The following is a 26,985-nucleotide window of genomic DNA, read 5'->3' as shown; positions in this document are numbered from 1 at the left end:
CCCTGCTGTCGCTATCGCGACTACACCTAGCACGCGCATAAGTTTGCCGCATTGCTTCGCCTGGCCACACGCCGGCGTGTTTCAAAAACCCTGGAAGGTTTGATGATGTTTGCACCATCCCCATTCGTACACGTAATCCCCACTGCGACCGCCTCCGCTGGCATCGCGGCACCTCTGCTACCGCTACCGATCGCTTGCCTGGCCTAGTGTCTCGTGGCCGCCCGGCAAGCTTGCGCCACAACCATTGATTTCCCCCTATCTTCAGGAGTACCCGATCATGATGTTGCAAAACCCAGCTTCCAAATACCGCGCCTTTCCTCCCGTCAAATTGACCGACCGTCAATGGCCGAACCAGATCATCAGCAAACCGCCTATCTGGATGAGCACCGATTTGCGCGACGGCAACCAGTCGCTGATCGAGCCGATGAGCGCGGAAAAGAAGCTGCGGTTCTTCGAAATGCTGATCGCCATCGGCCTGAAGGAAATCGAAGTGGGCTTCCCATCGGCATCGCAGACGGATTTCGATTTCGTGCGCAAGCTCGTCGATGAAGGCCGCATCCCGGACGACGTCACCATCATCGTGCTGACACAGTCGCGTGAAGAGCTGATCCGCCGCACGGTGGAATCCGTTGTCGGCGCAAAGCGCGCCATCGTCCACCTGTACAACTCCGTGGCGCCCGTGTTCCGCAAGGTCGTGTTCGGCATGTCGCGCGAAGAAATCACGAATATCGCCACCACCGGCACCACCCTCGTCAAACAGCTGGTGGCCCAGCATCCGCAAACGGAATGGGGCTTTGAATACACGCCGGAATCGTTCTCGACGACGGAACTCGATTTTTCCAAGCATATCTGCGACGCCGTCAGCGCCATCTGGAAGCCGACCCCGGCCAACAAGATGATCATCAACCTGCCATCGACCGTGGAATGCAGCACGCCGAACGTATATGCGGACCAGATCGAATGGATGTCGCGCAAGCTGGCGCGCCGCGATTCCATCATCATCAGCGTGCACCCGCATAACGACCGCGGCACGGCCGTCGCCTCGGCCGAACTGGCCGTCATGGCGGGCGCCGACCGCGTGGAAGGCTGTTTGTTCGGCAATGGCGAGCGCACCGGCAACGTCGACCTCGTCACTTTGGCGATGAACCTGTACACGCAAGGCGTGCACCCGGGCCTGGATTTCTCCGACATCGACAGCGTGCGCAAGTGCGTCGAAGAGTGCAACCAGTTGCCCGTCCACCCGCGCCACCCGTATGCGGGCGACTTGGTATTTACGGCCTTCTCCGGCTCGCACCAGGATGCGATCAAGAAAGGTTTCGCCAAGCAACAACCGGACAGCATCTGGGAAGTGCCGTACTTGCCGATCGACCCGGCCGACCTGGGCCGCAGCTACGACGCCGTGATCCGCGTCAACAGCCAGTCCGGCAAGGGCGGCATGGCCTACTTGCTGGAACAGGAATACGGCCTGGTCTTGCCGCGCCGCCTGCAGATCGAATTCTCGCGCGCCGTGCAAGCCGTGGCCGACGCCACGGGCCGCGAGATCGCCGCGCAGGATATCCATGAAATCTTCCAGCAGGAATACCTGGAGCAGACGGCGCCGTACGCCTACGCCTCGCACCGCATGGTGGAAGACACGAGCAGCGACGAATCCGTGCAAATCGACATCAGCCTGTCGCACCGCCAGACGCCGCTGGCCCTGCAAGGCGGCGGCAACGGTCCCATCGATGCTTTCGTCAATGCGCTCGGTCTCGACATCAAGCTGATGGATTACCATGAGCACTCGATCGGCTCCGGCGCCAACGCGCAAGCGGCTTGCTATGTGGAATTGCGCCTCGACAACGGCCCGACCCTGTTCGGCGCCGCCATCGACAGCAATATCGTCACCGCTTCGTTCAAGGCCGTCTTGTCGGCCGTGAACCGCCGCATCAAGCAGACGGACGCCGAAAAAACAACAGCGACCGACGTGGCTGCCAGCGCCGCCTGAACACGGCTCGGGTATCCGTCATAGGGAGAAAAAGCGGTACGGCTTGATCGCCGTGCCGCTTTTTCATTTCTATTGGGCAATTAGTAGTGCAAATCAGGTATTGCCGACCGTATAATCGTTTCATAACAAGACCACCGGAGACAGATCTAAAAGTAACCCCCAATAAATTCTTGTCATTTCTAGCTTCCATAAACAGCGTGCTGCTTTGCTGCCCTCCGCTAGCAGTGCTTGCACTGCGTCGCAGAGCGCGCCTAGCATCACATCTGTTTCTGTTCGCTATAAATTGCCAATAATTTCCTGAGGATTACTTTCGCTACCGAGGGAATAAAAATGAAATTGACGGATATGAAGATAGGCGTGCGCCTGGGCGCCGGTTTTGGCGTGGTGCTGCTGCTGATGGCAGTACTGGTGGGCACGGGCCTTTTCCGGCTGGACAAGATCGGCGCGCTCAGCGAAGCCATCATCGAGAAAGACTGGGCCAAGGCCGACGCCATCGCCACCATCCGCAGCACGACGCGTTCGAACGCGGCACTGGTGCTGGAATTGTTCATCCATGAAGATCCGGCACGCGCCAACGCCATCCACGGCGAAATCGACGCCAACAAGGCCACCATCACCGATGCGCTGGCCATCCTCGACCGCCTGATCGTGCTGCCTGAAGGCAAGGAACTGCTTGCCACGCTGAAGCAGCAGCGCAAGGCCTATGTCGTCTCGTTCAGCCAGGCCGACAAACTGCTGGTGGCGGGACAGCGCGCGGAAGCGGCCAAGCACGTGCGCGACGATACCCTGCCCGCCCTGAACCAGTTGCAAAAGACGGTGAACCGCCTGAATGAAATCCAGCGCGGCGTCGTCGTGCATGGCGGCCAGCAAATCCAGCAGAATATTTCCGCAGCCAATGTGCTGATGGCCAGCCTGGGCACGGCCGCCCTGCTACTGGGCATGTTCTTTGCTTGGCGGGTCACGCGCTCGATCACCACGCCGATCGCGTACGCCCTGCGCGTGGCGCAAGCCGTGGCCGCAGGCGACCTGAGCAGCAAGATCGTGGCCGACGGCAAGGATGAAGCGGGCCAGCTGCTGCAGGCGCTGCGCGACATGAATACCAACCTGGCCACCCTGGTGGGGCAAGTGCGCGGCGGCACGGGCACGATTGCCGTGGCGTCGAGCCAGATAGCCAGCGGCAATGCCGACCTGTCGGCCCGCACGGAAGCGCAAGCCAGCGCGCTGGAAGAGACGGCCTCGTCGATGATCGAACTGACGGGCACCGTGCGCAGCAACAGCGACAATGCCCGCCAGGCCGATACCCTGGCCCGCTCGGCATCGGAAATCGCGCAGCGCGGCGGCTCGGCCATGGCGGAAGTGGTCGGCACCATGGACGCCATCAATGCGTCGTCGCGCAAGATCGTCGACATCATCGCCGTCATCGACGGCATCGCCTTCCAGACGAATATCCTGGCCCTGAATGCGGCAGTCGAGGCGGCGCGTGCCGGCGAACAGGGACGCGGCTTTGCGGTCGTGGCATCCGAAGTGCGCAACCTGGCCCAAAGATCCGCTGGCGCAGCGAGGGAAATCAAGGAACTGATCGCCGACTCCGTCAGCCGCGTGGGCCAGGGCGCCCAGCTTGTCAGCCAGGCGGGCGCCACGATGGATGAAGTGGTGGCCAGCGTGGGCCGGGTCAGCGCCATCGTCGGTGAAATCAGCGTCGCCAACCACGAGCAGAGCGAAGGCATCGAGCAGATCAATGCCGCCATCATGCAGATGGACCAGACGACGCAGCAAAACGCGGCCCTCGTCGAAGAAGCGGCCGCGGCGGCGGCTGCCATGCATGAACAGGCGGGCGAACTGGAAACCCTCGTCAGCCAGTTCAAGCTGGAACAGAACGCTGGCACCACGGCGCCGACCCGCCCTGCCCCTTCCGTCCAGCGCTTGCACTAAGTTGCTTATTCCACCTGGCGCGCCAGGCGGATGCCGGAAAATTGCCAGCGCGCGCCGGCCGGGAAGAAATTGCGGTAGCTGGCGCGCGCATGGCCGGCCGGCGTGGCGCACGACGAGCCGCGCAGCACATACTGGTTCAGCATGAACTTGCCGTTGTATTCACCGAGCGCCCCCGGCGCCGTGCGGTAGCCGGGATACGGCGCGTAGCTGCTGCTGGTCCACTGCCAGCAGTGGCCGAACATTTGCCGCAAGCCCGCTCCTGGCGCGCCAGCGGCCGGATGCAGCTGGCCCACTTGCAGCGCGACGCCTTGCGCCGCCAGCTCCCATTCCGCTTCCGTCGGCAGCCGCGCGCCGGCCCAGTGCGCATAGGCGTCCGCCTCGAACAGGGACAGATGCGTGGCCGGCGCCTGCAGGTCGAGCGGGCGCAAGCCGAACAAGGTGAATTCCTGCCAGTGTCCGGCCTCGTCGCGCTGCCAGTACAGCGGACACTCGAGCTGCTGCGTGCGTACCCAGTCCCAGCCTTCGGCCAGCCACAAATGCGCCGTGCGGTAGCCGCCCGCCTCGATGAAGGCGAGAAATTCGCCATTCGTCACCAGCGCGCTGGCCAGTTCGAACGGCGCCACGTATTGCGGGTGGCGCGGCAATTCATTGTCGAAACAAAAGCCGTCGCCCGCATGGCCGATCTGCGCCAGGCCGCCGTCGAAGGCGAGCCAGGCCGTGGGCTGCGCCGCTTGCCGCGCTGGCAGCGACGCGCCGTCCACGTTATCGAGGTAAGCGGGAAACAGGGCGCTCTGCGCCAGCAGGTGCTTGACGTCCGTCAACAGCAATTCCTGGTGCTGCTGCTCGTGTTCTAGGCCCAGCGCCAGCAGCATGGTCAGCCGTTCGCGCTCGTCGCGCGCCAGTTCGCCCGCCAGCAGGCGCGCGATGCGTGCATCGACGTTGGCCCGGTAAGCGCGCACCTGGGCCATGCCGGGACGCGTCAGCAAGCCCCGCTGCGCGCGCGGATGCTTCTCGCCCACGCCGTTGTAATAGGAATTGAACAGCACGCGGAAGGCCGGGTGGAATGGCGCGAACGCCGCTTCCATGCTTTCCAGGATAAACGTTTCGAAAAACCAGGTGGTATGCGCCAGATGCCATTTCACGGGACTGGCGTCCGGCATCGACTGGGCGCCGCAATCCTCGTCGGACAGCGGCTCGGCCAGCAGCAGCGAATGCTGGCGCACCTTGTTGTAATGATCGATCAGCATTATTGCCTTTAGTCTCTAATTACACGGGCGTAAATCACCGCAAACCACTGCTGCGGGTCCGTCCAGACTTGCACGGTGGAAAACCCCGCCTGCTCCAGCAAGCCGACGAAGGTGGCGCGCGTGTATTTGTAGCTGTCTTCTGTATGAATGCGCTCGCCTTTCGCGAAACGCCGCTGGCCGCCTTTCCAATGAACAAACTGCTCGCTGCGCGCCTCCAGGTGCATTTCGACACGGCGCTCGTCGGCGTTGAAAAAACCGTGGTGCTGCCAGGCACGCACGTCGAAGTCGGCACCGATCAAGCCGTTCACGTGGCGCAGCATGTTCAGGTTGAAGGCGGCCGTCACGCCCAGCGCATCGTCATAGGCGGCGTCGAGGATGGCGTCATCCTTGATCAGGTCGACGCCGATCAGCAGGCCGCCGTCGCCGTCCGCATTCGCCCGCAGGCGGCGCAAAAAGGCGGTCGCTTGCTCGGGCGCAAAATTGCCGATCGACGAGCCCGGATAGAAGAACAATCGCCGCGCGTCGCGCACGCTGTCGGGCAAGTCCAGGCGGCTGGAAAAATCCAGGCCCAGGCCCGTCATCTCGATGTGCGGAAAGCGCTGCTGCAGCCGGCTCAGCGATTCGCTGAGGAAATCATAGGAAATATCCACGGCCACGTACTGGGCCGGATGCAGCAGGGGGAACAGGCTGGCGGCCTTGGCGCAATTGCCCGCGCCCAGGTCGATCAGGGTACTGCCCGGCCCCACGGCGTGGGCGATCTCGGCGCCGTGGCGGGCGAAGATGGCCGCTTCCGTGCGCGTCGGATAGTACTCGGGCAAGGCGCAGATGGCTTCGAACAGTTTCGAGCCCAGCGCGTCGTACAGGTATTTGGGCGATGTCCAGGCATCGCGCGCCAGCAGGCCGCTGCTGATCTCTGCTATCGTGGCAGGAGTGGCGCTGGCCGCTCCTGCGTTGTTGGTGGGATACAAATTGGACTGCTGTTGCGCAAGTGGCATGGTCATGGGCTGGCGTCGTCAATGTTGGGTTCACGAAGGGCTTGCACGGTCAGCCACCGGGCGCGCCGCCCCTGCCGTAGCGGTTCACGGGCGCCTTGCCGATGACTTTTTTCCATCATAACGGAATCCGCGCAAGCCAGCCGTGCGGCAGGTAACTTAAGGTCAAACCGGCAGCGTACGCACAAAATTGGTATTGCCAAGCAAAAAGCATAAGCCTGTCGTATACTACACATTGCCGGCCAAACAATCCGCGCCCCTTTGCAGTTCCCAGGCCCCCCTCTCCCCCGCGTGCCTCCCTTTACGATAGCCGTTATTAATCAAGATCAACCATGCTCGAATTGCGCCATCTGTCGAAGTCCTATGCCAATGCCCGTCCCGTGCTGGCCAACATTTCCTGTCGCTTCAAGGCAGGGGAATTCATCGCCATCATGGGTGACTCGGGCGTGGGCAAGTCGACCTTGCTGAACCTGATCGCCGGCCTCGATACGCCCGATGCGGGTGCCGAAGCGCACCCTATCCTGGTGGACGGCATTGCCATGTCCAGCCTCGATGACGCCGCCGCGACCCGGCTGCGTCGCGCCCGCATGGGCTTTATTTTCCAGGCCTTCCACGTTTTGCCGCACCTGACCCTGCTGCAAAACGTGGCCCTGCCGCTGCTGCTCAACGGACTGCCCCAGGAGCGTGCCGCCAGCATGCTCGAGGCGGTCGGCCTGGGCGGACGCGGCGGCGACTTTCCGCAGCAATTGTCGGGCGGCGAAATGCAGCGCGTGGCCATCGCCCGCGCCCTCGTGCACAAGCCGGCGCTGGTGCTGGCCGACGAGCCCACCGGCAACCTCGACCCGGACACGGCACACAGCATCCTGCAATTGCTGCGCGCCGAAATCAAGGCCAACGGCAGTTGCGCGATCATGGTCACGCATTCGCTGGCCGCCGCCGAAATGGCGGACCGGACCATGATTCTGACGAAAAGCGGATTACAAAATACAACAATCGTCAACCAAATTAATCAAACAATCAGTTAATTTAACTGACCATCTGTCACAAGTTTTGTTATCGTAGTATTATTTAAAACACTTGCCTGGTTATCAATGTTGTAACGCGAATGTTGTACTACGTCACCCGGACAGCCGTACTGCGATGACGAACTATAGCCGGGACCATATAAAGTGGTCTCGTCCCTTGCATAACCTGAAGGAGGAGTAAATGAACGTTCGGCAAAAGAAGCTGGAAATGATTGAAGCGATGAACCGGGCGCGTGCGCTCGAACCATCGAGTTTTGTGCCCAACAAGCTGCTCGATACCTTGATCGAGAAGCTGAACTTGAAAAATGATGCGGAACTGTGCCGTGTCCTGGAAGTTCAGCCTCCCATCATCAGCAAGATTCGGCACGGCAAACTATCGGTCGGTGCAACGATTTTATTGCGCATGCATGAAAAATCGGACATCACCATCCGCGAACTGAAGGAACTGTCCGCCACGCCAGTCCATTGAACCACCCGCTGTTGTAATGCCATGCCAGGCACCCAGGTTCCCGGCGCCATGAACTTTTGCCATACAATTCGCGTAGTTCGCTCACCGCACAACATCCGAGCACGATAGCGAAGAGACCCAGCCCAAACCATGCTGACCGTTTCTCTGCCCTCCCGCTCCGGCACGCCCCCTCCAGCTTCTCCCCTGCATTTCCACGCATACTTGATCTGACACAACACGCATAGTCCGCGCAGGCATCAAGGTCAGCTTTTAAACAGCGATCCCAACCGCATGTCCAGCGATCCCCTTGCGCCGCCCGTGCTGCGCCTGACGCTCACGCGCGATCCCCTCGCCAGCGCCGGCGACTGCCCCGCCGCGCCCGGCTGGCATGCCGAGACCCACGTGCTGTCCAGTGCGCGCGGCATCGGCAGCTGCCGTACCGTGCTCGATATCGGCCCGGCCGACGTCGTGCAACTGCTGCTGTGCGACGGCAGTTCGCTGCTGGCTGGCAGCCTGGACCTGCCACGCTACCTGGGGCCGGCCACGGTGGCGCGCGACGGCGCGCCCGCCAGCATCGAAGTGGGACTGGCCCTGCGTCCGCAGGCGGCGCGCCAGCCGCCCGGCGCCAGCCGCGACGGCCTGGGCGCCTGGATGCTGCGCGCCGTGCGCGTGTACCGCTGCGGCGCCGCCGCCATGACGGCGCTGGCGGCGGCGGGCGCCTTCCAGGACCGCCAGCTGGAGCAGCGCCTGGGCCTGTACCGCTGCGGCATCGAGGCGGGCAGCATGACGGCTGTCGCCAGCCTGCCCGCCGGGCCGGAGCCGGTGCTGCTGCTGTTGCACGGCACGGCCTCGTCGACCCAGCGCAGCTTTGGCGGCCTGTGGCGCAACGGCCTGGCGCCGCAACTGGCGGCGCGGTACGGCAACCGCATCTACGGCTATGAGCACCGCAGCCTCAGCGACAGCCCCATCGAGAATGCGCTGGCCCTCGTGCGCCAGTTGCCGCACGGCGCCGTGCTGCACCTCCTGAGCCATTCGCGCGGCGGCCTGGTGGGCGAATTGCTGGCGCGCGCGCAGCGCATCGACAGCCGCGGCGCCGTCGACCTGGCTGGCGACGGTCTGGAGCGGTTGAGCGAAAACACGGTGGGCGGCGAAGCATTCAACAGCCACGATATCGACCACTTCACGGCCCAGGCGCGGCTGGGCGGGCGCGGCGGCTATGACGCGGATGCGGCGCGCCTGCGCGAATTGAGCGTGGAACTGAAGACGCGCGCCATCCGCATCGCCCGCTTCGTGCGCGTGGCCTGCCCGGCGCGTGGCACCACCCTGATGTCGGGCCGGCTCGACCGCTGGGCCAGCGTGATGCTCAACCTGCTACTGCACGACGGCGTTCCCGACGGCGCCATGGCCTTCCTGCTGGCCGTGGTGCAGCAGCGCTGCGACGCGCGCATCCTGCCGGGCCTGGAAGCGATGATGCCCGACTCGCCCCTGGTGGCCCTGCTCAACGCGCCCGACGTGCGCGTGGCCAGTCCGCTGCACGTGCTGGCTGGCGCCTGCAGCGGCGATGGCTTGCTGGGCTGGCTGGGCGACTGCCTCGACGACCAGCTGTACGGCGGACAGAACGACCTGGTGGTCAATTGCGCCTCGATGGCCGGCGGCGCCACGCGCAGCACGCCGGTGCGGCAACTGCTGCTGCGCGGGCCGCACACGCACCACCTGAACTACTTCGAGCGCGCGCCCTCGAGCCAGGCCGCCGTGCAGGCGCTCACGGGCGACGAGACAGCTTACCAGCCGCTGCCCGGCATCGAGCAGGGCCCCCTGGCGCGCGGCGGCGAAGTGCCGAAACGGCGCGCGCACGCGCCCATCGTGCTGCTGCTGCCCGACATCATGGGCAGCCACCTGCAAGTGGGCAGCAACCGCATCTGGTTCGACCCAGTCAACCTCGTTGAAGGGCGCATCGAACGCCTGGCCGTGGGCCAGCCGCACATCGTCAGCGCCGGCTGGATCGAATCGTGCTATGAACCGTTTGCCCGCTTTCTCGCGCAAAGCCAGGAAGTGCGGCCCTTTACCTATGACTGGCGATTGTCGCTGCAGGAGTCGTGCCGCGCCTTCCTGCCCGTGCTCGACGACGCCATGCGCGACGCGGAACAGCGCGGACAGCCGCTGCGCATCGTCGCCCACGGCATGGGCGGGCTGGTGGCGCGCCTGGCCCTGAAAGACCGCTGGCAGCGCTTCGGCGCCCTGCCCGGCAGCCGATTGCTGCAGGTGGGCACGGCCAACCGCGGCACGCAGGCGATGGTGCAAGTGCTGCTGGGACGCGACCGGCTGGTGCAGATGCTGGCGTGCTGGATCAGCTGGAAGCACACGCGGCGCCAGTTTCTCGGCTTCGTGCGCGCCTTTCCCGGCGTGCTGGACATGCTGCCGTGGCCGCAGGCGGGCGGCATCGATTATTTCGACCCCGAGGCCTGGGCGCGGCTGGCCGCCGGCGACGCGCAAGCGGGCCTGCCCGGCGGCTGGCAGGCACCCGAGGTCCAGGCGCTGGCCGCGGCGCGCGCCACCGTGGCCTTGCTGGAAGCGGCCCCGCTCGACGCCCGCCTTTGCAGCTATCTGGCCGGCTGCGCCGCCACGCCCGTGGCGCTGCGCCTGCGCGACGGCGGCATCGAAACGGCCTGGTCGCCGGACGGCGATGGCCGCACGGCATGGCAAGGCGCGGTGCCGGACGGCGTGACGGCCTGCTACCTGCCCGTGGCGCATGGCGACCTGTTATTGCAAAAAGAATACTACCCGGCCATCGCGCAACTGCTCGACAGCGGCCAGGCCGCAGCCCTGCCCCGCCACCCGCCGCACGCGCCTGGCGGCGCCCCGCCCCGCTTCCATCCGTATGTGCCTGATGCCACGCCGCTGTACCCGCAGCCGCAGGAACTGCTCGACGCGGCCATCGGCGCCGCCGGCCCCGCCAGCGCGCCGGAAAGCCGCGCGCCGCAGCTGAGCCTCTCCGTCATCCACGGCAGCATGGCCTCGGCCGACGCGCCCGTCATGAGCGGCTGCTACGCGTCCGAATCGCTGCGCGGCAGCATGAGTTTTCTCGACCGCCTGCTGGCGGGCAAGCTGCAGGAAATCCACGCGCTGGGACGCTTTCCGCAACGCCCCGACTCCGCCCTCGTGGTGCTGCAGCCCGACGCGGCGCGCCGGCCCGGCGGCGCCATCGTCATCGGCCTGGGCGCGCTGGGCGAGCTGACGCCGGGTGAACTGGCGCGCGCCTTTGCCGGCGGCCTGCTCGAATACGCGTGCGTCTGCCTGCAGGTGCGCGCCGCCGGCCACGTGGCCGCGCCGCCGATGGGCGAACACGGCTTGCGCGTGGCCAGCCTGCTGTCCGGTTCCGGCTATGGCGGCTTGAGCATCGCCCTGTGCGCGCGGGCCCTGATCGACGGCGCGCGCAGCGCCAACCGGCGTCTGGAAGACGCGGGCATGGCGTGCCGCATCGGCCACATCGCCATCTACGAACAGTCCGAGGCGCGCGCCATCGCCGCCGCCGTGGCCATCGAACAGATCATGGCCGAAGCGCGCTACCAGCGCAGCTTCACGTTCGAGCGGCGCATCCGCCACAGCCCCGGCGGCTACCGGCGCATCCTGCCCAGCCTGAGCGGCGACAATGGCTGGCGCCGCGTGCAGATCGTCGCCGCCGATCTCTCCGGCGCCCTGCGCTTCACCGTGCTGACGGACCGCGCCCACAACAGCGTCGACGAGGAGCCGAACCAGCGGCAAGCCGTCGATGGCCTGATCATGGACGCCACCGACAACACCACCGACCAGCCGGGCCTGTCGCGCGCCCTGTACGAACTGATGCTGCCCAATGGCCTGAAGGCGGCCATTCCCGAGATGCGCGGCCTGATCCTGGCTGTCGACCAGAGCGCCGCCATCTATCCGTGGGAGCTGATGCGCGACGAGGCGGGCAGCGAGGAAAGCCCCCTGTCGACGCGCATCGGCATGGTGCGCCAGCTGGCCAGCCTGCGCGAGCAGCCGCCAGCCGTCAGCCCGCCCAGCAACAGCGTGCTGGTGATCGGCGACACCGATTCCGGCCTGCCCGAGCTGCCCGCCGCGCAGGCCGAGGCGCAGGACGTGGCGCGCATGTTCGGCGCGTACGGCTACCAGGTGCGCGAGCTGCTGCGCCCGCAGGCCCAGCGCGTGCTGGTGCACCTGTTCGACGAACGCTATTTCGCCATCCACCTGGCCGGCCATGGCGAAGTGGCCGGTCCCGGCATCGCCCATACGGGCCTGGTGCTGGGACCGAAGACGCGGCTGACGGCGGCGCAGGTGGGTAAATTGAAGCGCGTGCCGCAATTCGTCTTCATCAATTGCTGCCACCTGGGCGACATGCGCCCCGACGCCATCGCGCCATGGTCGAAACTGGCCGCCAGCCTGGCCACGGCCTTCATTGAAATGGGCTCGCAGGCCGTGATCGCGGCTGGCTGGCGCATCGACGACCAGGCGGCCAGCATCTTCGCGCACAGCTTTTATCACGCCATGCTGAGCGGCGAATACTTCGGCGACGCCGTGCGCCTGGCGCGCGAGGCGGCGTATCTGCAGTTCCCCACCTCGAACACCTGGGGCGCCTACCAGGCGTACGGCGACGACCGCTACCGCTTTCCGAACACCCAGAGCCGGCCCTGGCAAGCGCCCGATTACCATTACCACGGCCATTTGCTGGCCGATCTGGAAACCCTGCACGCGCGCCTGGCCGGCGCCGATCCTGCGCGCCGCGCGGCCATCGAGGAAAAGCTGGCCAGCATCGAGGAAGCCGTGCGCGCGCGCTTCTTCGGCTGCGCCGACATCCGCGAAAACATGGCCGCCACGCGCGCCGGTCTGGGGGGACTGGAAAACACCTTGCGCGCCATCGAACACTACCGGGCGGCCCACAGCGCGGCCGACGGCAAGGTGGGCTTGCGCGCGCTGGCGCACTGGGCGGAACTGGAAATACGCCAGGGCGCGGCCCTGTGCGGCCTCGATGCGGGCGCCGGCATCGAGGTGCCGGCCGTGCCCGATATGGCGCAGGGACGCCAGTTGCTGCAGGATGGGAAACGGCATATCGACCTGCTGGTGGCGCTGGCGCCCACGGCCCAGCGCCTGGCCCTGCTGGGACGCTACTGGGCCTTGCAGGCGCGCCTGGCCTGCCGCGAAGGAAGCTCCGGCGCGCCGGCCCTGCGCGCCATGACGGATGCCTGCCTGGCCGCGCTGGAAGAAGCGCGGCGGCGCAGCGGCGTGGCCGACTGCGACCTGATTTTCCAGGTGTTGGCGGGCGCCCTGCTGCTGAAAGCCCATGGCGACGGCGGCGCGTGGCGCGCGCTCGATCCACAGCTGGGCGACTTGCTGCACGACGCCATCGCCTATGCGCGCCAGCGCCACGCGGACGAACACCGCGCCATCGACGCCGGCGCCCCCGTGCGCGCCGCCCTGCTGGCGGCCCTGTGGCAGGCGCCGGACGGCCAGCCCTTCGACACGCCCGCGCGCGCCGCTTTCCTGGCCCTGTATCAAGACGCCGTGCGGCGCCACGGCAGCATCGGCGAACCCGAAACGATCACGGCACCGCTGCGCTTCCTGCTCGAACTGCTGCCATCCGACAGCCCGGACACCGGCTTGCGCAGCGCCGTGCAGGCGCTGGCCGGCCAGCTGCAGGCGTCACTTCCCGCGATCAGCCAGGCACCACGCCATAATGGCGCGCATAGCGCTCGTCCAGATTCGCCAGCGGCATCATCATGAACATGTCGGCGCTTTCGAAATCAGGATCCCATGCCGGTTCGCCGCAAATCCAGGCGCCCGAACGCAGATAGCCCTTGATCAGCGGCGGCACTTGCGGCTTGTGCGCCGCTTCCACCTGGTGGATGGGGAAAGGCAGGTGCGGCGTGACGCGGTACTCGCTCGGGGCCATGTGCTTTTCGGCCAGCGCCTGGTACACGGCGACGGCGTTATGGCCGCCATCGGCCAGGCTGATGCTGGCGCAGCCGACCAGGTAGTCGCAGCGCTCGCGGCGCATGTACTCGGCCAGGCCCGACCACAGCAGCATGATCACACTGCCGCCCCGGTATTTCGGGTGGATGCAGGCGCGGCCCGCTTCGACCATGCGTCCGCGCAGGTTCTTCAGGCGGCTCAGGTCGAACTCGTTTTCCGAATACAGCCGGCCTATCTTGGCGGCCTTGGCCGCGCTCAGCACGCGGTAGGTGCCCACCACTTTCAGGGTGTCGGCATCGCGCACGATCAGGTGATCGCAGTGCGCATCGAATTCATCGCTGTCGAGGCCATCGGCGTTGGCCAGCGACGTCAGACCCATGGTCTCGATAAACACCTTGTAACGCAAACGCTGCACTTCGCGCAATTCCGCCGCTGTCGTGGCCTGGCTCAGCACCAGTTGGACCGGGCGGGCCTTGGCTTCGTTTGATGCGATTATGTTTTGCATGGTTTCATCCCTGTGATCAAGACGACTCCAGCGTACTTGCCTAATATGTCAGGAAAATGACAGCCGAATGTCATTTCCGTGACGCAAGTCAATGTCATTCGGGGATCGTGCATAATTACCACACTCGCCCAGCCGAAAGAGCCCATGAAAGACCAGGACGCACCGCACATCACGCCCTACACCAAGCCTGCCGCCGGCTGGGACGCCTTGAAACACGTGGCCATCAGCCTGCGCCAGGAACGGGTCGCGCCCGAGAATCTGAAGGCGCTGCTGGCGCAAAACCAGCCGGACGGTTTCGATTGCCCCGGCTGCGCCTGGCCCGACCGCAACCACGCTTCCACCTTCGCCTTTTGCGAAAACGGCGCCAAGGCCGTCGCCGCCGAAGCGACCAGCCGCCGCGCCGGCCCGCAGCTGTTCGCCAGCCATACCGTCACGCAGCTGCTGGAGCAATCGGACTACGCGCTCGAACAGCATGGGCGACTGACGGAACCGATGGTGTACGACGCCGCCAGCGACCGCTACGTGCCGATTTCCTGGGACGACGCCTATGCCCTCGTGGGCCGCCACCTGCGCGCCCTGCCCGATCCGAACCAGGCCGCCTTCTACACGTCGGGGCGCGCCAGCAACGAGGCCGCCTTTTTGTACCAGCTGATGGCGCGCCTGTACGGCACCAATAACTTCCCCGACTGCTCCAACATGTGCCACGAGGCCACCAGCCGCGGCTTGCCGGCCACCGTGGGCATCGGCAAGGGAACGGTGACCCTGGCCGACTTCGAACTGGCCGACACCATCCTCATCTTCGGCCAGAATCCCGCCACCAACCACCCGCGCATGCTGGGCGAGCTGCGCGACTGCGCGCGCCGCGGCGGCAGCATCGTTTCCATCAATCCCCTGCGCGAACGGGGCTTGCAGCGCTTCATGGACCCGCAAAGCGCACTGGAAATGGCAACCCTGGGCAGCACGCGCCTGGCCGGCCTGTTCGTCCAGCCCACCCTGGGCGGCGACTTCGCCCTGATCAAGGCCGTCGCCAAGAGGATCGTCGAGCATGACGATGCGGCGCAGGCGGCAGGCAGGCCCGCCGTCATCGACCACGCTTTCATCCTTGAACACTGCAGCGGCTTCGACGCCTTCCGCGACGACCTGCGCGCAGAGAATTGGCAACTGCTCGTGACGGAATCGGGCGTGGCGCGCGCGCAGATCGAGGCGTTGACAGACATCTTCATCAAAGGCCAGCGCATCATCGCCACCTGGGGCATGGGGCTGACGCAGCACAAGCACAGCGTGGCGGCCATCCGCATGCTGTCGAATCTGATGATGCTGCGCGGGCAGATCGGCAAGCCGGGCGCCGGGCTATGCCCCGTGCGCGGCCACTCCAACGTACAGGGCGACCGCACGGTGGGCATCGAGGAAAAGCCGACAACGGCCTTCCTCGACCGCCTGGGCCAGGTGTATGGATTTGCGCCGCCACGCGCGCATGGCCACGACGTGGTGGCCACCATCGAAGCCATGCAGCGCGGCGAGGTAAAAGTGTTCATTGCGCTGGGCGGCAATTTCGCGGCCGCCACGCCCGACACGCCGCTGACCTTTACCGCGCTGCGCCAGTGCGCGCTGACGGTGCAGGTGGCCACCAAGCTCAATCGCAGCCACCTGGTCATCGGCAAGGAAGCCCTGCTGCTGCCCACGCTGGGGCGCACGGAGATCGACTTGCAGCATGGCGTGGCGCAGGGCGTGACGGTGGAAGACTCGATGAGCATGGTGCATATCTCGTACGGCCGTAATGCGCCCGCGTCGCCGCAGCTGCGCTCGGAAGTGGCCATCGTGGCCGGCATGGCTGAAGCGACGGTGGGCAGCAGCCTGGTCGACTGGCGCGCGTATGCGGCCGACTATGCGCGCATCCGCGACGACATCGAAAAGGTATTCGACGATTTTTACGACTACAACGCCAGGGTGGCGCAGCCGGGCGGCTTTCATCTGACGGTGGCTTCGCGCGAACGCGTGTGGAAGACGGCCAGCGGCAAGGCCAGCTTCCTCGTCGCCCCGCTGGACCTCGATACGCCGCTGCACCGCGCGAAAAAGCGCCACGGCGAGCGCCTGATGGTCCTGATGAGCACCCGCTCGCACGACCAGTACAACACCACCATCTACGGCATGGATGACCGCTACCGGGGCGTGTACGGCACGCGCAAGGTCGTCTTCGCCAATGCGGACGATATCGCCATGCTGGGTTTTGCCGATGGCGAGCTGGTGGACTTGATCGGCGCCTGGGACGATGGCGTGGCGCGCCGCGCCGACGGTTTCCGTCTCGTCGCCTACGACATCCCGCGCGGCTGCCTGGGCGCGTATTACCCGGAGACGAACGCGCTGGTGCCGCTGGCCAGCACGGCCGACGGCGCCGGCACGCCCACGTCGAAATCCGTGCCCGTGCTGCTGCAACGCAGTGAAGTTAAAGCGTGATGGCTGGCGTGTAATCGACGTAGGCATCCTGGCGGCAGAAACCCGCCAGCTTCATGCCTGCCTGCGTGGCGATGGAAATGGCCAGCGAACTGGGAGCGGAAATCGTCGCCAGCAAGGGGACCTGCATGCGCGCCGCCTTGCGCGCCAGCTCGTAGCTGCCGCGGCTGGACAGGAAGACGAAGCCGCGCCGCATGTCGATATCGTGCAGCGCCAGATGGCCGATCAGTTTATCAAGGCCGTTGTGGCGGCCCACATCCTCGAACACGTGCACGATATCGCCATCGGGCGTGCACCACGCGGCCGCGTGCACGCCGCCCGTTTCCCGCATCAGCGCCTGGTGCTCGCGCAAGCCGGCGGAGGCGCGCGCCAGCGCGGCGGGCAGGTCGACGCGGATCAGGGATGGCGGCAGCGGCGCCGGCTGCAAGTCGAGCATGTCGATGCTGTCGATGCCGCACACGCCGCAGCCCGTGCGGCCCGTCAGCTGGCGGCGCCGGTCCTTCAGGCGCACGAAATCCTCCTGGGCGATGCTCAAGGCCACTTCGGCGGAGTCGGCCCGCAGGAACACTTCGCAATCGAAGATGGCATCGGCGGAAGCGACCACGCCTTCCGTCAGCGCGAAGCCATACGCGAACGCTTCCAGGTCGCGCGGGGTGGCCATCATGACGACGTGGGAAATGCCATTGAAGACCAGCGCGACGGGGATTTCCTCGGCGACGCGGTCGATGGCGGGGGTAGCAACGCCCGCCTGGTGGCGGACGATGGCGCGCTCGACGAAGCCGGCGCGTTCGATCTCTGTATCTTCTGACATGGCAACCATGGGGGAACTATCACAGGCCCCATGGTAAACCAGAATAGCCAGGCAGGGGGCGGCCCCTGCCCACGCCATCAATCCTTCTTCGGACGGCCCGTTTTCAGCTGCGGCAAGCCGGCCAGCACGTTTTGCAGGGTGGCCAGGTCGATCTGGCTGATCAGCGCCACGCCGATGCGCAGCAATTCGCTTTTCTTGATTTCGAAACCGGCCTTCAGGCAGGCTTTTTTCACCTGGCCCAGGACTTCGTATTCCGCTTCCGGCATGGTGAAGCTGTCGCGCACGAGTTTCGGCTTGCGGGCTTTTTCCTTGACGGCGGCGACCTTGGCGACCGGCGCTTTTTTCGCTGGCGCAGGCTTGGCGGCTGGTTTGGCTACCGGTTTGACGGCGGCTTTCGCTGCCGGCTTGGCGGCGGGCTTGGCTGCAACCTTGGCCGCCGGCTTGGCAGCGACTTTGGCGACAGGCTTGGCCGCGACGGCCTTGGCTGCCGGCTTGGCGGCTGGCGCCTTGGCAGCGGCAGGCTTGGCGGCGACAGGTTTCGCTGCTGCCGGCTTGGCGGCGACAGGCTTGACTGCGGCCGGTTTGGCGGCCACTGGCTTGACGGCGGCTTTTGCCACCGGCTTGGCTGCGGGCTTGGCGGCCGGCGCGGCCTTGGCCGCGTTGATCGAGGCGCTGGTGGGGAACATCGATACGGGCGCGCTGTCGGCCTTTTTCACTGGGACGGTTTTGCTCATGGATTTTCCAATCTAGTAAATAATATAAACAATATATACTGTTTTTAAAAATATTGCTTGCTGCACATCAATTCATGCGCATGGCATGATCCAATGACCCGTTACGCGCTGGCGCGGATGGTGAAATCGACCCCCACCTCGTCCCAGAATTCCTGCTCCTTTTCGATCCAGAACGACACGGTGGGATGGTGCGCCACCCAGCCGCGCTTGATATCGAGCTCGATGCGGTTCTTCATGCGCAGGCGCAGTTCGCTGAAATCGGCTTCGATGCGCGCATGCATGAGCAGGATCGACAGGCGCAGGGCCAGCACGGCCTTGGCGAAATCGGGGTCGGACAGCACTTCGCCGATCTTGCGCAAGTTGCCCTTCTGCGCCAGGATCAGCCGGCTCATGGTCTTCTGTTCGCGCGTCGTAAAACCGGGCAAGTCCGCGTTTTCCACGATGTAGGAGGCGTGCTTGTGGTAGCCCGTCTGCGACACGGCCAGGCCCACTTCGTGCAGCAGGCTGCTCCAGCGCAGGCACTTCACCAGGGCGTCGGACGTGGGCTTGAGCTGCGCATACATGGCCAGCGCCTGTTCGGCCACCCGGCCGGCGCGCTGCTGGTCGATATGGAATTTTTCCATGCAGCCCTGCACCGACTGCTCGCGCCGGTCGCGCTTGGTCGAACGCAGGTACAAATCCCACATCACGCCCATGCGCAAACCCGCCTCGATCGGCGTCATGGCGGGAATCGCCAGTTCGCGGAACAGGCCGATCAGGATGGCCAGGCCGCCGACGATGGTGCTGGCGCGGTCGGGGCGCAAGCCGGGCATGTCGATGCGGCTCGTGTGACCGAGTTCGATGAAGCGGCGCGCCAGTGCATCGAGGCTGGCGCTCGTGAGCAAGCCGTCGCCGAGCTTGTTGCGGGCGATGATGTCGGCGATGGTGCGGATGGTGCCGGAAGAGCCGTAGGCTGTCTTCCAGTGCTGCGGGCGGTACGGCGGTGCGGCATCCTCGAAATGGCTGCGCGCCGACAGGATGGCCGCCTCGAACGACGGCGCGTCAATGCGTCCGCCGATGAAGAACGACAGGCTTTGCTTGACGGTGCCCAGGCTGAACGATTCGACCCTCTCGATATCGTTGCCGCGCCCCAGTATCAATTCGGTCGAGCCGCCCCCGATATCCATCACCAGCCGGCGTTCGCCGGGTATGGCCAGGGCATTGGCCACGCCCATGTAGATCAAGCGCCCCTCCTCCTCGCCCGAGATGATCTCGATCGGATGGCCGATGGCTTGCTCGGCCAGCGGCAGGAAGACGGCGCCGTTGCGCGCCACGCGCATGGCCGACGTGGCCACGACGCGCACGGCATCGAGCTCGAAGCCGGCGAGGATGGCGCGAAAGCGCTGCAGGCAGGCCAGCGCGCCCTGCATGGCCGCCTCGGTCAGGTCGCCATTGGCGTCCAGGCCGGCGGCCAGGCGTATCGGATCGCGCACGCTCTTGACCACGCGGATCGTGTCGCCATCATGCTTGCCGACGTGTAAACGAAAACTGTTGGACCCCAGGTCCACCGCTGCATACATACTGGCCTCTTGTCTTGTCATTGCTGTGCCAACTGAAAAAGTTGGCAAACTCAGTTGCTAAACTATATAAATCATTTAAACGATTTAAAAATCCTACCACACTACCCCCATCGTATGACAGCGGCGTGACAGGATTGTGACAAAACGGCAGCCGTGCGGCAGCTTACGGCACGATGGTGGTAAACAAATACACGGCGAAAATCACCAGGTGCACCGTGCCCTGCATGACCGTGGTGCGACCCGTGCCCAGCGACAGGGTGGCCACCATCAGCGACAGCAGCAACAGCACCGTCGACTTGATATCGAGACCCAGGGTAATCGTCAGGCCCGTGGCCAGCGACACCACGACAACGGCGGGTATCGTCAGGCCGATGCTGGCCAGCGCGGAGCCGAGCGCCAGGTTCAGACTTGTTTGCAGGCGGTTGGCACGTGCGGCGCGCACGGCGGCCAGGCCTTCTGGCAACAGCACGATGGCGGCGATGACGATGCCGACCAGGGTTTTCGGCGCACCCATGGCGGCAATCGCCGTCTCCAGCGCGGGCGCCAGCGACTTGGCCAGCAGCACCACGGCGCCCAGGCACACCAGCAGCGCGCCGGCGCTGACCCAGGCGACTGTTGGCGTGGGCGGCGCCGCATGCACCTCTTCATCGCCGACGGCTTCCTTGGGCAGGAAGTAGTCGCGGTGGCGCACCGTCTGCACCAGCACGAAGGTGCCGTACAGGACCAGCGAGATCACGGCGATGAAGATCAACTGGCTGGAATTGTAGAAGGGGCCGGCGGCGCTCGACGTGTAGTTCGGCAGCACCAGGGTCAGAACGGCGATGGCCGCCAGGGTGGCCAGCGAAGCGCTCACGCCCAGCAGGCCGAAGGTCTGCTCGCGGTGGCGCCCTGCGCCCAGCAGCAAACAGATGCCGACGATGCCGTTCAGGATGATCATGATGGCGGCAAACACGGTGTCGCGCGCCAGGCCCGTCGTTTCCGGTCCGCCGGCCAGCATCAGCGAGACGATCAGCGCCACCTCGATCAGGGTCACGGCCAGCGCCAGCACCAGGGTGCCGTACGGTTCGCCGATGCGGTGCGCCACCACTTCCGCGTGGTACACGGCGGCCAGCACGCTGCCGATCAAGCCGGCGACCAGCAGGATCTGGTAGGCGCCGCCGAGATTGAAGGTGGAACCGAACAGGAACAGCCAGCCGGCAATCGGGGCGGCAAGCGGCCATACAGGCAGGGATTTGAGCATTTTCATTATGGGCCTGGCAAGAGTAAAAAAGGGGAACTGCGGTGCGGACAGCAAAGGATAACCAGGGCAGCCTGGCGTGCATGCCACAGCATAACTTGCCTAGCTTAAATGAAAGTTAGGGAATGCACATGTTCCGGTGCCGGCGCCCGCGCCTGGATCACTTTTCAATCACCTTGCCGCAGCGCACCTGCTTGCTACCAGTAACTATAGTCCCTTTGGTAACATGCCGTTGCAATTTCCTTGTCTTTTTGCTTGCTGCCGCCGTCATAATGCAGGGTCCGCCTTCCCGGCACCGACCAAGGACAGACCATGATTTTCATAAACAGCACGGCCATGCGCACGTTCTTCTTCGCGGGCAGCTTGCTGTGCGCCGCCGCACACGCGGACACGCCGCCAGCGGACGCCGCGCAAGTTGACGCGAACTGGGCCACTGCGGCCGCGCCTGCGGCAGAGCCGGAATCACGCTGGCAAGACAGCCTGCCGCCCGCGCCGCCCGTGGCGCCACGCGAAGACAAGATCCTGCCCAAGAGCGAATGGCTCACCGTCGAACCGATGAAGGCGCCCGACCGGCGCTGCGATCCGGGCCTCGATGCCCTGTTCCTGCCCAAGGAATGCGGCAAGGAACCGAGCTGGCTGGGCTCGCACAAGAAATAATCCGATTTACATATCGAGGGTGCTGGCAGCTTGCGCCTCGACGACGCGGTTGCGGCCCGCCTGCTTGGCCGATTGCAGCGCCTCGTCGGCCCGCTTGAACAGGCTGACCGTGCTGTCCTCGGCGCGGATGGTGGTCACGCCCAGGCTGGCCGTCAGCTGCAGCACGGCCCGTTCCGTCTTGACGGGCAGCGCTTCGACGGCGGCGCGGATGCGCTCGGCCACCATCAGCGCATCGGCCAGTGTCGTGCGCGGCAGCTGGATGGCGAATTCGGCGCCGCCCAGGCGGCCCATCAGGTCGCTGTCGCGCAATTGCTGGCGGCACGTGTCGACGATGGTTTTCAGCACCGCATCGCCCACAGGATGGCCATAGCTGTCGTTGACTCGTTTGAAGTGGTCGATATTGAGCACCACCAGCGCCGTCGGCAAGCCGGGACGGCGCGCCAGCGCCATCCATGGCGCCAGCGCCTGGTAAAAGCCGCGCCGGTTCGGCACGCCGGTGGCCGCGTCGAGCACTTCCAGGCGCGCCAGCTCGCCGCCCAGTTTTTCACGCGACAGCAGCAGATAGCCGAAGGCGTTCGTCAGCATCATCAGGTACAGGGCGCCGAAGCCGGCCAGCTGCATCAGCTCCGCGTCAAAACCGGGGACGGCGGCGGCCAGCACGCCGCGCACGGCGATCAGCAAGGACAGCAGGCCCATGCTGACGACGAGGAAGCGGCGCAGCATGCTCGCCTCGCGCCATTTCAGGGACAGCGCAGCCACGCCGGAGAGGAAGAAACCGGCCACGATCAGCGAACCGCCGGCGCTGCGCAGCAGCGGCGCCACGTCGAACAGATAGCAAGCGGCAAACAGCGCCACCGACAGGCCCAGCGCCGGCAGCACGGTGCGGCGCCAGCCGCTGCGTCCGGCCGCCTGCCACAACGCGCCCGCATCGAGCGCCATGCCGGCAAACAGCAGGCTGTTGCCGAGCAGGATCGAGAGGAAATCGGGCAGCACGCCGCGGAAATACAGCAGGCACCAGGCCACGGCCTGGCATTGCTTGGCGATCGCCCAGGTGGACATGCTGAGCGACTTCTTGCGCTCGTACTCGAAGAAGAACAGGGCCGCGCACAGGCTCAGGTTGCCAAGTGCCAGGGCCAGTACCAGGGTCTTGATATCCATAGGCTAGGCTATCGATGCGCAGGCGCGGCGCGCCAGGTCAGATTTCGTGTTCGACATTGGTGCTGCCGTCGCCGATCTTGCTGGCCCACGCCTGCACGAAATATTGCTTTTCCACTTCGCTGGGCGCCTCGTGCCAGAACACGATGAGGGTGCCCTTGTGGTCGTGGATTTGCGCCACTTTTTCAATGAATCCGACATTGGCGGCCTGGTCGGCCAGCGCCGCCGCGTAGCCGTACACGCGCGTCAGCCGCTCGATGCGGTCAGGCTCCGTAAAACTGTTCGTCGCCGTAATGATGGGGTGATCCAAAAACATGCTTGTCTCCATGGTGCCCGACTGCGCGGCCGTGCCGCCGCGCGCCATATACATCGACATATCGCATCTACATATACGCATGCTCGGCGCGGATTAATCGGGTATGCTCACGGGAGCTTATCAGATTTCTCTGAATGCAACAAAGCATCTCCCCAGTCCACTCAGCGAAGTCGTCCCATGCCGGAAAACAGAAGCACCACCCCACTTGCCCCGCAGGTGCATACCTGTGGCGACCGGCGCCGCCTGGAATTCCAGCCCGGCATGATCCAGAGCGAAATGCTGCTGTCGCGCCCCGATCACCTGCTGCTGCGCTATGCGCGCGCGATGATGTGCTTTACCCTGTTCGTGCCGCGCCCGCGGCACATCCTGATGGTGGGACTGGGCGGCGGTTCGCTGCTGAAATTCTGCCACCGCCACCTGCCCGACACGCGCATCACGGTGCTGGAATTGCGCGCCGACGTGATCGCCCTGCGCGAGCAGTTCATGCTGCCGCCCGACGACGCGCGCCTGCGCATCATCGAGACGGACGCCGTCAGCTATATCCGCCAGCATCCGGGCTGCGCCGACGTGCTGCTGCTCGACGGCTACGATGAAACGGGATTGCCGCCCGCCCTCGGCAGCGCGCGCTTCTATGCGGACTGCCTGCGCGCCCTGCTGCCCGGCGGCGTGCTGGTGGCCAACCTGTTCAGTTATGACGAGCACTACCCCGCCATGCTGGCGCGCCTGATGCTCACCTTCCGCGGCGCCGTCTGCCACTTCGACGGCATCGCCGGCAACAACCGCATCGTCTTCGCCGCCAAGCCGGAGCAAAGCCAAGGCGCCGGCGGCCGCGCCGTGCGCGTGGTGCGCCTGGTGCGCTGGCGCCGGATGGCCGGCCTGGCGTTCCTGAACCGCTGGCTGCCGGCATGGCAGTTGTGGCGTTTGCGCCGCCATTCGGGCGCGGGCAGCGACTGAAAGTCATCTTCCCCGGCCATAGATATTGTTGCTTATTAGCAGTGTTTTGGTGCAAAATCCGCATGATGGATGTGGTTTATGACAAACTACGGCCTGCGTGGGGCCGGCAGGCGCCGCGGAACCCAAGTGTCCATGAAGTGAGATAGGAAAAACCATGCTGCGTGGCCGCCTGCCATTGTCGATTTCCGCCGCGGCCGCGCTGACCTTTGCCTGCGGCGTCAGCGTGACGGCCGTGCTGTTTGCCGCCATCAGCCAGCTCGAATACGACAAGATGAGCCTGAGCCTGCAGCAGCGCGCGGGCGCCAGGGTGGCCGCCATCGAGCAGGGACTCGACGATGCGGTCGAGGTGCTGACCACGACGAACCAGCTGTTTGCCGCCGTCGTGCCCGTCACGCGCGAACAGTTCCACGACTTCACCACGCCGCTGCTGCAGCGCCACCCGTTCATCCAGGCCTTCAATTTCCACCGCATCGTGCCGCATGCGCAGCGCGCCGCATTCGAGGCCGAACTGCGGCGCATCGTGCCCGACTACGCCATGACGGAAATGCACGACGGCGTCATCGTGCCCGCCACGACGCGCGCCAGCTACCTGGTGGTGGACTACCTCGAACCCCTGCAGGGCAACGGCCCCGCCTTCGGCCTGAACGTCAGCCCGAACGGCGTACTGGCGCGCGCGCTGGAACAGGCGATCGTCAGCGGCCAGACCACCGCCACCGGCCTGCTGGCCCTGGCGCAGGGACCGCAGCAGGGATTCGTCATCGTGCGCCCCGTGTACCGCCACGGCGTGCCCCTGCAGACGGTGCAGCAGCGGCGCGCGGCGCTGATCGGCGATACGGCGGTCATCGTGCGCGCCGGGGAACTGGTGCAGAAAATCCTCGCCGGCGCCGACTTGCTGGGCGATTCGCAGCTTGAACTGAGCGTCTACGCGGACGCCGGCGCCGACCCGCGCCAGATGATCTTCCGGCATGGCCAGGCGCCTGCCAGCGAGCCAGCCGGCGCCTGGGAGTCCTTGCCGCGCTGGCTGCACTTTGCCTACCACAACCATTATGACCGGGCCTTTGCTTCCGCCGGCCGGCCCTGGCATGTGCGCGTGGTCGCCCATCCGCGCCCCTTCCTGGCCGACCATCTGGGCTCCTTGTTTACCCTGATCACTGGCCTGCTGTTCAGCTTGCTGACGGCCGCCTTCGTGCAATCGCTGACGCAGCGCTCGCGCCGCGTGCAGCTGCTGGTGGAGCAGCGCACGGCCGACCTCAAGCGCAGCAACGAGCTGCTCAGCGCCGACGTCCGGGCACGCCAGCGCACGGAGCGCGCCCTGCAGGAAAGCGAAAAGCGCTTCCGCCGCCTGCTGGCCCTGTCATCGGACTGGTACTGGGAACAGGACGCCAACTTCTGCTTCACCCACATCACCAGCGGTTTCACGGACAAGTCGAACATGCCGCTGGAACGCTTCATCGGCATGACGCGCTGGGACAACAATGCGGAAATGCGCAATTCGCGCTGGGGCAAGCAGCATATCGCCAACCTGGAAGCGCACCTGCCCTTTTCCAACCTCGAATATGCGATGCACGACCGCGACGGCCAGCTTCGCTGGTTCAGCATCAATGGCGAACCGCTGTTCAACGAGCTCGGCGAATTTCGCGGCTACCGGGGCACGGGTTCCGAAATCACGGAACGCAAGCTGGCCGAGCAGCAGATCCAGCACATCGCCCACCACGACGTGCTGACGGGTTTACCCAACCGCGCCCTGCTGCGCGACCGCCTGGCGCAGGCGATGGCCCTGTCGCGCCGCAAGAACCGCGCATTGTGGGTACTGTTGATCGACCTTGACCGCTTCAAGTTCGTCAACGACAGCCTCGGCCACAAGGCCGGCGACCTGCTGCTGAAAACCATCGCCACGCGCTTGCAGGCCAGCCTGCGCGAAAGCGATACGGTGGCGCGCCTGTCGGGCGACGAGTTCGTAGCCATCCTGTGCGAACAGGTGGACGAAGTGCTCAGCGGCGCCATCGTGCAGCGCGTGATGGATGCCGTGGCCCAGCCGGTACTATTGGACGGCAAGGAATTCTTCGTCACCTGCAGCATCGGCGTGGCGATCTACGACATGTCGCGCTACGACGCCCCCGGCGACGTGACCTTGAATGGCGAGACGCAGAACCTGATCGAGCAGGCCGACATCGCCATGTACTGCGCCAAGAAACAGGGCCGCAACAACATCAAGTTCTACACCACGGCCATGAACCAGGCCACCCTGGAGCGCCTGCGCATCGAGACGGCGCTGCGCAACGCGCTCGAGCGCGATCAGTTCGTGCTGCATTACCAGCCGCAGGTGGACCTGGCCAGCGGGCGCATCGTCGGCGTGGAAGCGCTGCTGCGCTGGCAGCACCCGGAACTGGGCATGGTGGCGCCGCAGCGCTTCATCGCGCTGGCGGAAGATACGGGCCTGATCGTGCCGATCGGCGCCTGGGTCATGCGCGAAGCGTGCGCGCAGGTGAAACGCTGGCATGCGGCGGGTCTGGACACCTTGCGCCTGGCCGTCAACCTGTCGGCGCGCCAGTTCAACGAGCCGAACCTGGTCGCCACGATCGCCGACGTGCTGCGGGAAACGGGCTTGCCGCCCGCCTGCCTGGAACTGGAACTGACGGAAAGCCTGTTCATGCACGACGTGGCGCTGGCCGTCAGCCAGCTGCACGACATGAAGGCGCTGGGGGTGCAGCTGTCGATCGACGACTTCGGCACCGGCTATTCCAGCTTCGCCTACCTGCGCACCTTCCCCATCGACGTGCTGAAGATCGACCGCAGTTTCGTCGGCGACGTGGCGCGCGACGCGGACGACGCGGCCATCGTCGTCTCCATCATCGCCCTGGCGCACAATCTGAAGCTGCGCGTGGTGGCCGAAGGCGTGGAAACGGCGGAGCAGCTCGATTACCTGCGCCGCCATGGCTGCGACGAGGCGCAGGGCTATTACTTCAGCCATCCGCTTCCGGCGGATGAGGTGGAAATACTGCTGCGCGGCGAGTTCTGCGCGACGCAGTGACGGG

At 65.4% G+C, this 26,985-nt stretch carries 18 protein-coding genes; 9 read left to right on the top strand and 9 right to left on the bottom strand.

All coding sequences use genetic code 11. The features are described from left to right. Positions 1-277 precede the first annotated feature (277 nt). Both leuA and VM94_RS12150 read left to right on the top strand, forming a co-directional pair. Complete coding sequence (gene leuA / locus VM94_RS12155; RefSeq protein ID WP_046683718.1) at positions 278-1,984, top strand: 2-isopropylmalate synthase; 1,707 nt, start codon at positions 278-280, stop codon at positions 1,982-1,984. Between the two features lie 330 nt (positions 1,985-2,314). Beyond that, positions 2,315-3,916: a methyl-accepting chemotaxis protein gene (locus tag VM94_RS12150; RefSeq protein WP_046683717.1), complete on the top strand. Its 1,602-nt coding sequence runs from the start codon at positions 2,315-2,317 to the stop codon at positions 3,914-3,916. A gap of 5 nt (positions 3,917-3,921) precedes the next feature. On the opposite strand, the gene egtB is transcribed toward VM94_RS12150, so the two are convergent. Then, positions 3,922-5,163, bottom strand: a complete 1,242-nt coding sequence (egtB, locus tag VM94_RS12145) for an ergothioneine biosynthesis protein EgtB (RefSeq protein ID WP_046683716.1) — start codon at positions 5,161-5,163, stop codon at positions 3,922-3,924. Positions 5,164-5,171: 8 nt separating this feature from the next. Continuing rightward, positions 5,172-6,164, bottom strand: coding sequence for an L-histidine N(alpha)-methyltransferase (gene egtD, locus VM94_RS12140; protein ID WP_082127685.1), 993 nt, complete (start codon positions 6,162-6,164; stop codon positions 5,172-5,174). A 323-nt stretch (positions 6,165-6,487) separates the two neighbouring features. Here egtD and VM94_RS12135 point away from each other — a divergent pair, with 323 nt between their 5' ends. From VM94_RS12135 to VM94_RS12125, 3 genes are all read left to right on the top strand, one after another. Further along, a complete protein-coding gene (locus tag VM94_RS12135; protein WP_046683715.1) occupies positions 6,488-7,180 on the top strand; it encodes an ABC transporter ATP-binding protein in 693 nt (230 codons plus the stop codon). Positions 7,181-7,361: 181 nt separating this feature from the next. Next, the gene (locus tag VM94_RS12130; RefSeq protein WP_034757399.1) at positions 7,362-7,649 is read left to right on the top strand and encodes a hypothetical protein; all 288 of its coding nucleotides are present in this window, start codon (positions 7,362-7,364) and stop codon (positions 7,647-7,649) included. Positions 7,650-7,919: 270 nt separating this feature from the next. Continuing rightward, positions 7,920-13,382 carry a CHAT domain-containing protein gene (locus VM94_RS12125; protein WP_046683714.1) on the top strand — a complete coding sequence of 1,821 codons (5,463 nt, stop codon included), beginning with the start codon at positions 7,920-7,922 and terminating at the stop codon, positions 13,380-13,382. On the opposite strand, the gene VM94_RS12120 is transcribed toward VM94_RS12125, so the two are convergent. Further along, the gene (locus VM94_RS12120; protein WP_046683713.1) at positions 13,315-14,076 is read right to left on the bottom strand and encodes a GNAT family N-acetyltransferase; all 762 of its coding nucleotides are present in this window, start codon (positions 14,074-14,076) and stop codon (positions 13,315-13,317) included. The genes VM94_RS12125 and VM94_RS12120 overlap by 68 nt on opposite strands. Before the next feature lie 144 nt (positions 14,077-14,220). Between VM94_RS12120 and VM94_RS12115 the strand changes: the two genes are divergently transcribed. Then, positions 14,221-16,530, top strand: coding sequence for an FdhF/YdeP family oxidoreductase (locus tag VM94_RS12115; RefSeq protein WP_046683712.1), 2,310 nt, complete (start codon positions 14,221-14,223; stop codon positions 16,528-16,530). On the opposite strand, the gene fdhD is transcribed toward VM94_RS12115, so the two are convergent. From fdhD to VM94_RS12095, 4 genes are all read right to left on the bottom strand, one after another. After that, on the bottom strand, positions 16,520-17,338 hold the full coding sequence (fdhD, locus tag VM94_RS12110) for a formate dehydrogenase accessory sulfurtransferase FdhD (protein WP_046683799.1): 819 nt from the start codon (positions 17,336-17,338) through the stop codon (positions 16,520-16,522). The two genes, VM94_RS12115 and fdhD, sit on opposite strands and share 11 nt — an antisense overlap. A gap of 77 nt (positions 17,339-17,415) precedes the next feature. Next, entirely contained in the window at positions 17,416-18,072 is a 657-nt protein-coding gene (locus tag VM94_RS28715) for a hypothetical protein (protein WP_185982112.1), read from the bottom strand. 101 nt (positions 18,073-18,173) lie between these two features. Further along, on the bottom strand, positions 18,174-19,631 hold the full coding sequence (locus VM94_RS12100) for a Ppx/GppA phosphatase family protein (protein WP_046683711.1): 1,458 nt from the start codon (positions 19,629-19,631) through the stop codon (positions 18,174-18,176). Between the two features lie 163 nt (positions 19,632-19,794). After that, complete coding sequence (locus VM94_RS12095) at positions 19,795-20,877, bottom strand: calcium:proton antiporter (RefSeq protein WP_035817739.1); 1,083 nt, start codon at positions 20,875-20,877, stop codon at positions 19,795-19,797. Between the two features lie 303 nt (positions 20,878-21,180). Between VM94_RS12095 and VM94_RS12090 the strand changes: the two genes are divergently transcribed. After that, positions 21,181-21,525, top strand: coding sequence for a hypothetical protein (locus tag VM94_RS12090; protein WP_046683710.1), 345 nt, complete (start codon positions 21,181-21,183; stop codon positions 21,523-21,525). Positions 21,526-21,531: 6 nt separating this feature from the next. Here the strand turns inward: VM94_RS12090 and VM94_RS12085 are convergent, their stop codons facing one another. Next, the gene (locus tag VM94_RS12085; RefSeq protein WP_046683709.1) at positions 21,532-22,683 is read right to left on the bottom strand and encodes a GGDEF domain-containing protein; all 1,152 of its coding nucleotides are present in this window, start codon (positions 22,681-22,683) and stop codon (positions 21,532-21,534) included. Between the two features lie 37 nt (positions 22,684-22,720). Further along, positions 22,721-22,996 (bottom strand): hypothetical protein, encoded by a 276-nt coding sequence (locus tag VM94_RS12080; RefSeq protein ID WP_034757372.1) that lies wholly within the window; start codon positions 22,994-22,996, stop codon positions 22,721-22,723. A 177-nt stretch (positions 22,997-23,173) separates the two neighbouring features. Between VM94_RS12080 and VM94_RS12075 the strand changes: the two genes are divergently transcribed. Next, positions 23,174-23,950 carry a transferase spermidine synthase gene (locus tag VM94_RS12075; protein WP_046683708.1) on the top strand — a complete coding sequence of 259 codons (777 nt, stop codon included), beginning with the start codon at positions 23,174-23,176 and terminating at the stop codon, positions 23,948-23,950. A 154-nt stretch (positions 23,951-24,104) separates the two neighbouring features. After that, entirely contained in the window at positions 24,105-26,981 is a 2,877-nt protein-coding gene (locus VM94_RS12070) for a bifunctional diguanylate cyclase/phosphodiesterase (protein WP_046683707.1), read from the top strand. Positions 26,982-26,985 lie beyond the last annotated feature (4 nt).

Source organism: Janthinobacterium sp. KBS0711 (assembly GCF_000988085.1).
GTDB lineage: Bacteria > Pseudomonadota > Gammaproteobacteria > Burkholderiales > Burkholderiaceae_D > Janthinobacterium > Janthinobacterium lividum_E.
The sequence above is the reverse complement of the archived record's forward strand: the minus strand, read 5'-3'. Positions and strand labels throughout refer to the sequence as shown.